The organism is Kitasatospora sp. GP82, from assembly GCF_029892105.1.
GTDB lineage: Bacteria > Actinomycetota > Actinomycetes > Streptomycetales > Streptomycetaceae > Kitasatospora.
In genome coordinates this window covers 1-7,591 of the sequence record NZ_JARZAJ010000092.1, presented here as the reverse complement: position 1 = coordinate 7,591, position 7,591 = coordinate 1, and the positions used below count along the sequence as shown (strand labels likewise).

The following is a 7,591-nucleotide window of genomic DNA, read 5'->3' as shown; positions in this document are numbered from 1 at the left end:
CGGCGATCCTCGCCGCAGGCGCGCACCGCCTGCCCCACCGCCGCGAAGCCGCCTTCCGCCGACTGATCGACACCTGGGCCCGGCACAGCGGCCCAGCCCTCGCCGACTGGTTCACCATGGTGCTGCGAGAGACGGCCCACCAACCGGACTTCCTCGCCAGCCTCCGTGACCAGGCGCAAGCACACCAGGCCGCCAACACAACGCAACAGCCTGCTCCAGACCCCTCGGCGGCCCCCGGTCCGCCGGAGGCCGAGCTCCGATTGGCCACGTACACCTCGGCACACACGCGCTACGGCACCCACCACAACGCCTCCGCCCTCGTGCACCTGGCCGTGCCGCCTCACCCCGAAAGCGCTGAAGACACCCCCTGGCGCCTGCGCGCCGTGCAGGGCGCCAACCCCGCCCACTTCCAGTTGCAGACCCAGGCGTTCCAGGGCACCAGCCATCCCCGCGTCACAGTTGACGACAATGCCGCCCGCCACTTCGTCCTGCACGACGGAGCTCTCAACATCACGAGCGAGGAAGACTCGAACCACGATCCGTCGTGAGCACGTTGGTTTGTACGAGCCTGAGCACTTTGACTTTGCCCTGTACGTCGACGCCGATTGGCAACCTGAAGCCAGGCCGTCAGTTGGGCATTGAACCCGTCCGGGCCGGTGAATACGCGTCCGGGTAGGAAGCTGGTCTCCAGATAGCCGTTCCCTCGCTCGACCAGGCCCTTCGCCTCCGGGTCGCGTGGCCGGCAGAGGTGGACCTTGACCGCCAGCAGGCCTGCGAACGCGGCGAACTCGGATATCAGCCTGCCCTTGCCGATGCCCGTCTCGTCGTCCCAGACCAGCGTCTTGGGGACAGCTCCCCAGCCGCCGGCGAGCAGGCGCCAGTGATCGTCGATCAGGTCACCGGTCTGCCGGGAGGGCATCATCCGGGCGGTGATCATCCGCGAGTAGCCGGAGACGATACCCAGGACCGGCGGGCGCCCCGCCTGGCCGTAGCCGAGCGGGATATCGGCTGGCGGGAACCACAGGTCGCACTAGGCGAGCTCGCCGAGCAAATAGACCGTTCGCGAGACCGGGTCCACCGGTAGATGGGCCAGCCGCAGCTCACGCACCCGATCCATGGTCGGTCTGCTCCACGAGAAGCTGGCCAACTGTCGATCCACGATGGCGACGTATCGGTCGACGTCACAGCGAGGGGCGATCGAAGCAAGCAACGATCGCAACGCTATATATCAAATCTCATATACTTTGGAATGCTTCTATCCCCGGGATCAGAGATCCCGCAGGTCAAGGGCATCCCGGATGTCAATACATATCAGCACGCATATGGTTCGCGATACGCGCAGCTCAGACGAGACGCAGCTTCGGCGGCCCAGGCTTGGTCTTGGCCTTGGTCTTGGAGGCGGACGACGTAGGAGAGGATGTGCGGGCTGGCCGGGTCGGGCTGGTCGGGATATTCAGCGGCCAGTCTGGGATCGTCGGATCGTTCATCGCGGCCATCGCCTGCCTTGGCCCCTCGTACGCAGCCAGCGCACGATGCAGCAGGACACGACCCCGCCGCCGGATCTCGGGCGGGTCGATGATCCCCAGATCCGACAGCCTGCCGAGGGCCTTGCTGATGTTTGGTTGGAGGACACCCAGGCGCTTGGAGAGCTCAGCTTGGGTGATCTCCACGACGCCGCCTGGCTCCTGCCGCGCCAGGAGGATGTCAAGCACGTCCCGCTCGGTAGGCGTGAGGCCAGCATTCGGCAGGTACTCGAAGGCCATGCTGTTGAACCAGAACGCCGCGCTCGGGGTGTGGGCCGGTGATGTCATCACGCCGCCTTCCTCGTGCTCTCGTACGGGATCTTAATCCGCTTCATGTCCATGACCGCCGCGCCGAGGCGTTCGATAGAGCGGAGGTGTGCTTCGGTGCCCCATCCGAAGGCCCAGTCGGGGTTGACCTGATAGAGGCACCTGATGATCTTCCAGGCGAAGTGCGTCGACTCCAGTTTACTGATGGCCTTCGACACCGAGCCTTGCGAGCACCCGAGCCGGGTGGCGAGCTCGGACTGCTTGCCGTGCCACTGGCCATCCTCGTTGATCTCCGCCGTCATGATGTCCAGGACGGCCCGCTCTCGCGAGGAGAACTCGAACCTCCAGACGTTCGCGAGCAGCTCCCGGTCGGTGGCCACCCACGACCCTCCGTGCGTGTTTGCCGGCTTCCTCGGCTTGTCGGAGTCGGCGACCAGCGTGAACCCGACGCTCGGGTTCTGCGCCCGCAGCTGCTCAAGACCACTGCCGATGAGGTCGGCCAGGCCCTGTGCGAAGGAGTCCTCCGCCCGGCTGCGCCCCGATGGCTTCTTGGCCATCGGCTCTCCCTTCTCCAGATGACGGTAGATCACGCGACAACATATCAGGGCTCATATGTTTCGTGATGCATCTGCACCTCCGTCGTGTCTCGGCCGTCCGCGAGCCACTGGTGGCAGTGGCGACCGGCTGAGATGCATCGCGGTATTGGGGGAATACAACTCGCTCTACGCCGACGCGATGTATTCCCCTAATGCCTGATACAAATTTCGCGTTTCCCCAGGTCAGAGGCTTGTCGCCTTCTTTTCCAAGAGTAGCCGTGTGCCTGCTGCCCCTCACTACCGCCGACCTGACGGTCGGCGCACCTGGAGCCGGCGCATACCAGGACTCTCTCTCCATCCCAAACCGACCCTAACCCCACTCCCTGCCAACGTGCCTGACACTTCGCCCGGAAACATGCCCCGGCCACCATGCAAACTGACTACCCATGCCGCTTCCGCAGCCCGGGCTGAGGTCAACGCCAATCGCCGTCACCGGGTCAGCCCGCTTACCACGCCGATCACGAAATTCCGGCTGCCGCCGGAACCGGGCCCAGGGGGCCCTTTTCGTGCTCATCAGCACTGAGAGTGGACACAGTGCCCTACCGAGCTGCTTTGGCTACCCAGTCTGGGACCCTACGACCTCGTCCTAGTAGCAGGCGCCAACTCTCCAACGTGACTGGAGATTTGCCGAAGCTCCGTGGGCTCTAACAGCGGCTGGACCTGCGATAAGTGACAGGTCGTATCAGCGTTGACACCAGGTGGTGGAAGGAGTCTGCCCTTCGCACGGACGCGAGCTTTCGACTCTGACGGCAACTGCCCACCGAGGGCGCACTGCGCCCGAGGGGTGCTTGTCCGTAGCGAAGCGGAGGACGAGCAGGGCAGGCGGCAGCGCATGTCCAGCCCGCGCAGGGCTGGTGGGGGGACCGGGGGGAGGAGCCCCCCGGATGGATGGGCGGTCCAGCGCGCCCTTGGCGCTGGCGGGGGTCTCGGGGGCAGGCCCCCGGGCCGAAGTAGGCGTCGTCACAGCGCTCGCGCAGCAGGTGGGCGAACTTCTCCCGGCTCAGCCCAGTCCGGGCCCGTAGAGCGGTAAGCAGTTCTCCGATGCCACCCGGCGAAACCATCATGCCCTGCACCAAACGTCCGGGTCCCGGCCTTCGTGTCCGCGGCCCCTATATGTGGCCCCCGCGCCAGTCTCTGGCACCCAGTCACGGCACCAGAGAGCCCGGCAGACCCGGAGTTGACTCTCTATCAGCTGCATGCACGGCTCGGACAGAGGTCCGTGTCCTAGTCGTCGTCGGGCGGCCTGATCCGTCCGTTCCCTGGCGTAGCCCTGAATCGAAGACCTGTTTCCGACGCTCTTGGAGGCGAACAGTTGTGATGGTGGTTCCCGAGCCGGGCTGGCTGATGGAGGAGGCGCGGCGTCTGCACCGTGCTGAGGGCCACCGCTTGCCCGAGGTGCTGCTCAGTCGACGGCGGACCGGGGTGAGCCCGGAGGAGGCGTACCGCATCCAGCGGCTGGGGGTGGAGCTGCGTGTGGGCGACGGCGCCCGGGGCGTGGGCCACAAGGTGGGGCTGACCTCTCGCGCTCGCGTGGCGCAGGGAGAAGAGCGCGGCGCACAGGGAGCGGACGTCGCGGATCAGTGCGTAGCCCTCGCGCCACTCGGTGACGTCGGCCTGGTACGCCTGCCGGAATGCGGCGTAGTTGTCGGGCAGCGCGCCGAAGGTGTCGACGTGCCAGGCCGCGGTGGCCTGGTCCCACTCGCGGTGCCCGATCGAGAGGCGTTCGAGGTCGATCAGGTGGGGGCCGCAAGGGGTGGCCATGGTGTTGCCGGGGCCACAGTCGCCGTGGATCGCGACGGCCAGGGCGGAGGCCGACTACCGCCTCGCCTGCATCCAGGGCGTAGCGGGCGCCCGGCAGTGGTCGTGGGGACACTCTTGGTCTGCTGCCTGACTGCCCGGTGCTGGCCCAGGGTCGTGGACATACACCAGTGCGTAGTCATCCCGCGTCAGCGTGTCGACCTGACGAGGCTGACTAGGGCGCGTATCGAGTCGTGATCAATTTGCGGATTCGCCCTCGCGGTGGGGTGTGATCCGGTGGATCGTCTTGCATGACTCGAGTGCAACTGTCGGATGCTGAGTGGGAGTTCATCGAGCCCTATCTGCCGATCGGCGAGTACGACCCGGAGGAAGAAGAGTTCCAGGGGTGGTCGGCCGGTGGGCCACGACGCCGACCTCTACAAGGAGAGGAACACTGTCGAGCGGCTGATCAACAAGCTCAAGGCCTGGCGGGGCATCGCCACCCGATACGACAAGATCCCGGACAGCTACCTCGCCGGCCTCCACCTGCGCGCCTCGATGATCTGGATCAAAGACCTCACCCGGGCCACCCATTGATCACGGCTCAACACGCGCCCTAGCGCCGCCGTCCGCGGCCGCCCTGCCGGCGGCTCTTGTCCTTGCTGGGCCGTCTGCCCTTGGCCTTGCCGCTGCGCTCGCCCGCTGCCGGAACCGGGCGGCCCTGCCAGTCGGTGCTGCCGTCCTCCGACAGGCTCGCCGTGTACGAGAGCGCATGCTGGACCAGCAGTGACAGCAGGCGCTTGGACTCCGCCGAGCGAAGCTCGCTCTGCCAGGGGCAGACCGTGTACCAGCCCCGGCCCGGATCCGTCAGGGGCGGGCAGGGCGCTGCGGGCTTCAGGAGTTCGGGCGGCGCTTCGGGAAGGCGCACCAGCAGCATGCCCATGCCCCGGGCGACGACCGCGGCGATGCCCTTGGCTGCCAGCACCGGCATGCCGAAGGTCGCCAGGACCGGCCAGTGGGGAGCAAGTTCCTCAAGTCTCTCGACGAGATCGGGGTGGGTGTGCAGCTCCCACCCCTCGTAGGCAAAGTCACCGTGCTCCTGCGGAACGCCCTGTTCCCGCAGCAGGTCGAGCAGCAGCGTGTTCTGAGGCAGGTCCGGCAGCAGCGTCATGCCCGGACACGTTACGCGCTGTTCGGCGGTAGGGGCAGTGGTGGCACTCCTCTCCAGCACGCTTACCGGGTCCGCACCATCTGGCAGTACTGGCACATCCGGTGTTGTCAGGGCCGCTCCCGCCCTCCCCGCAAACTCCGCGTCCGGCAGTTGCACTCGAGTCATGCAAGACGATTTACCGGATCACGCCCCACCGCGAGGGCGAATCCGCAAATTGATCACGACTCGATACGCGCCCTAGCCGCGCCCTGGCCTGCTCGGGTAAATGGCGGTCAACGCCAGCAAGCCCGACGTCCTCTTGGAAGGCCTCGGGGGTCTTGTAGGTGTGGGCGCGGCGCCGGCCCCAGCCGTCGGTTCGAGCTGATCATCATGCCCTCCTCGAGGCCGGTGTCGCGGTGATCGGAGTCAGCCGGCGAGGTGCACGCCCGGCGTCGAGCGATCGGAGACCGCGCGGCTAGGCAGGTTCCAGAACGCGGACACGCGCTTCCCGGCGTCGGCCGGAAGCACGTACCAAGCGTCGCAGTTCTGTGCCGTCGGCCGGAACGCCCTCTCTTCGGCAGCCGCGCGGTCCTGTGCGACTCAGACACCGCAGCCTTCGGGTAGCCGGAGTGGGACTTGGGCTGCGATGCGAGGTGGCGCGGAGGGTTGGCCCGAAGGGTGCAGGTGTCTCACCGTGGTTCAGGACCGGCCCGTCGGCGGCCTCAGGTCTGCCTGGGACCAGCGACGGGCATCTATTACGCGGTGAGGGCCCACTGCTGGAGCATCGCCCGGACCTTGGCCCGGTTGAAGTGCAGGAGCAGCATGGCGTGGTCGGAGACCGCGGCGGCTTCTCCTTGGTCCAGGACCTCGACCTTGATCAGGCATTGCGCGAGTTCGGGGCTCAGGTAGGCGCGGCCGATGCGTTGACGCGGGCCCTGGTCGGTGCGCCACAGGCTGGCGGTCGGCCGCAGCGCTTGTTTCTGGTGGAGGGTGTGGGCGGCGTAGTGTGCGGCGTCCACGTACCCGGCGGTGATGAGCGTTTCGTCGGGGCCGTCGTCGTGGACGCGGATCCACTTGGTGCCGTCCCAGACGCGGGTGGTGCGGTGGACGTAGTTGCTGCGGTCCGCGATGTATTCCGGGTGCCCGGGCGGGGCGTCCCAGTTCTTCAGCGGGCCGAGCTCGTCCTGTGGCCGGTGGACCGGTGAGTTGCAGTCACCTCCGATGAGGACCGGGCCCCGGCGGTCCCGTTTGATGAGTCGGGTGAGGCCGTTCGCTTCGGTTCCGCGTGTCTTGTCGTCGTAGTGGCACAGGTGGAAGGAGACCACTGCGATCGGCACCTCGATGTCCTCGAAGCGCAGTGCTGGTGCGGCTTGCGGGTGCCAGAAGTTGGTGACGTGCGTGTAGAAGGCATCCGGCGCGAACACCTTCGGGTCGTAGAACACTCCGGTCGCGTTCGGGCTCTCCGGTGTGGCTGGTGCCACCAGCGGTACCAGGCCGCCCAGGAGTCGCGCGTTGCGGTACAGCCACTGGTTCCCGTGGCCGGGTTTCAGCTCCTGCCGCAGCACCAGCTGGGCTCCGACCGCGCGCAGGATGGCACATGCCCGTTCCAGGCGGCCCTTGTCCTGGCCTCCGTCGAGCCCGTCGTGCTCGACGTTCACTACACCGACCACAAGGTCAGGTTCGGACATCTCTTCCCCTCGGGTGTTCGCGATTGAGTGTGAAGACTGCGGTTGACGTGCCGTCAGTCGTTGTGGCTGGCGGGAAGCCGACCAGCCCGGTTCTGTGCCGGTTGGAGGGCGGTGGTGAGGAGTTCTGCGGCCGACTTCATGCCGTCCAGGTACTCGCTGGCAGTGAGCTGGGATCCGGACCTGGCGAGCGGGCCGCGCGAGACGACGAGCTGGCAGGCGTCGCTGCTCAGTTCGACGGCATAGGGCGTGCCCGGGTAGCAGAAGTAGATGCTCTCGGGGCGGAACTCGCGGACGTACTGCGGCTCGTTGGAGTCGATGTGCGCCTGGTCGGTGTAGCCCTCCAGGAGTGCGGTGCCGGTGAGGGTGAGCACCGCGGTTTTGTCTCCGGCTGTGCGGGGCGCGATCTGGTTGCTTGCTTGCACGCGGAGGTAGAGGGCGTCGTTGCCGTGTCGGCCGAGGTAGAGGTCGGTGCGGCCGGCTCCGGTGTAGGACAGGTCGGCGTGCTTCGGGTCGGCGCCGGTCAGCAGGGCGAGGGCGGCGCCGGCGACGGCGGGCAGCCACCCTGCGGCCAACGGCTGGCCAGTGTCGGGGACTTCCTGGGCCTGGCCGCTTCGCTCCAGCAGGATCCGT

At 67.1% G+C, this 7,591-nt stretch carries 7 protein-coding genes and 1 pseudogene; 2 read left to right on the top strand and 6 right to left on the bottom strand.

Annotated elements, in window-relative coordinates; all coding sequences use genetic code 11:
• The coding region (locus tag P3T39_RS36830) for a hypothetical protein (protein WP_280703682.1) at window positions 1–548 on the top strand (548 nt) is incomplete at its 5' end.
• Window positions 549–1,343: 795 nt separating this feature from the next.
• On the opposite strand, the gene P3T39_RS36825 is transcribed toward P3T39_RS36830, so the two are convergent.
• The 3 genes from P3T39_RS36825 to P3T39_RS36815 form a co-directional block, all read right to left on the bottom strand.
• On the bottom strand, window positions 1,344–1,811 hold the full coding sequence (locus P3T39_RS36825) for a MarR family transcriptional regulator (RefSeq protein ID WP_280703681.1): 468 nt from the start codon (window positions 1,809–1,811) through the stop codon (window positions 1,344–1,346).
• Window positions 1,811–2,347 (bottom strand): hypothetical protein, encoded by a 537-nt coding sequence (locus tag P3T39_RS36820; protein WP_280703680.1) that lies wholly within the window; start codon window positions 2,345–2,347, stop codon window positions 1,811–1,813. Before P3T39_RS36820 ends, P3T39_RS36825 begins: the two co-directional genes overlap by 1 nt.
• A 1,263-nt stretch (window positions 2,348–3,610) precedes the next feature.
• Window positions 3,611–4,177, bottom strand: a complete 567-nt coding sequence (locus tag P3T39_RS36815; RefSeq protein ID WP_280703683.1) for a phosphotransferase — start codon at window positions 4,175–4,177, stop codon at window positions 3,611–3,613.
• Window positions 4,178–4,507: 330 nt separating this feature from the next.
• Between P3T39_RS36815 and P3T39_RS36810 the strand changes: the two are divergent.
• Window positions 4,508–4,720: pseudogene (locus P3T39_RS36810) on the top strand (IS5/IS1182 family transposase); the annotation flags it as partial.
• 19 nt (window positions 4,721–4,739) lie between these two features.
• Here P3T39_RS36810 and P3T39_RS36805 read toward each other — a convergent pair.
• From P3T39_RS36805 to P3T39_RS36795, 3 genes are all read right to left on the bottom strand, one after another.
• Window positions 4,740–5,294 (bottom strand): hypothetical protein, encoded by a 555-nt coding sequence (locus P3T39_RS36805; RefSeq protein ID WP_280703679.1) that lies wholly within the window; start codon window positions 5,292–5,294, stop codon window positions 4,740–4,742.
• A gap of 734 nt (window positions 5,295–6,028) precedes the next feature.
• Entirely contained in the window at window positions 6,029–6,961 is a 933-nt protein-coding gene (locus P3T39_RS36800) for an endonuclease/exonuclease/phosphatase family protein (RefSeq protein ID WP_280703678.1), read from the bottom strand.
• Window positions 6,962–7,014: 53 nt separating this feature from the next.
• Window positions 7,015–7,591, bottom strand: a 577-nt coding sequence (locus P3T39_RS36795) for a hypothetical protein (protein ID WP_280703677.1), incomplete at its 5' end; no start/stop codon positions are given.

Excerpts from the sequence above, each read along its gene's own strand:
- P3T39_RS36825 (WP_280703681.1), bottom strand. The coding sequence starts at position 1,811 with ATGACATCACCGGCCCACACCCCGAGCGCGGCGTTCTGGTTCAACAGC.
- P3T39_RS36800 (WP_280703678.1), bottom strand. The coding sequence starts at position 6,961 with ATGTCCGAACCTGACCTTGTGGTCGGTGTAGTGAACGTCGAGCACGAC.
- P3T39_RS36805 (WP_280703679.1), bottom strand. The coding sequence starts at position 5,294 with ATGACGCTGCTGCCGGACCTGCCTCAGAACACGCTGCTGCTCGACCTG.
- P3T39_RS36820 (WP_280703680.1), bottom strand. The coding sequence starts at position 2,347 with ATGGCCAAGAAGCCATCGGGGCGCAGCCGGGCGGAGGACTCCTTCGCA.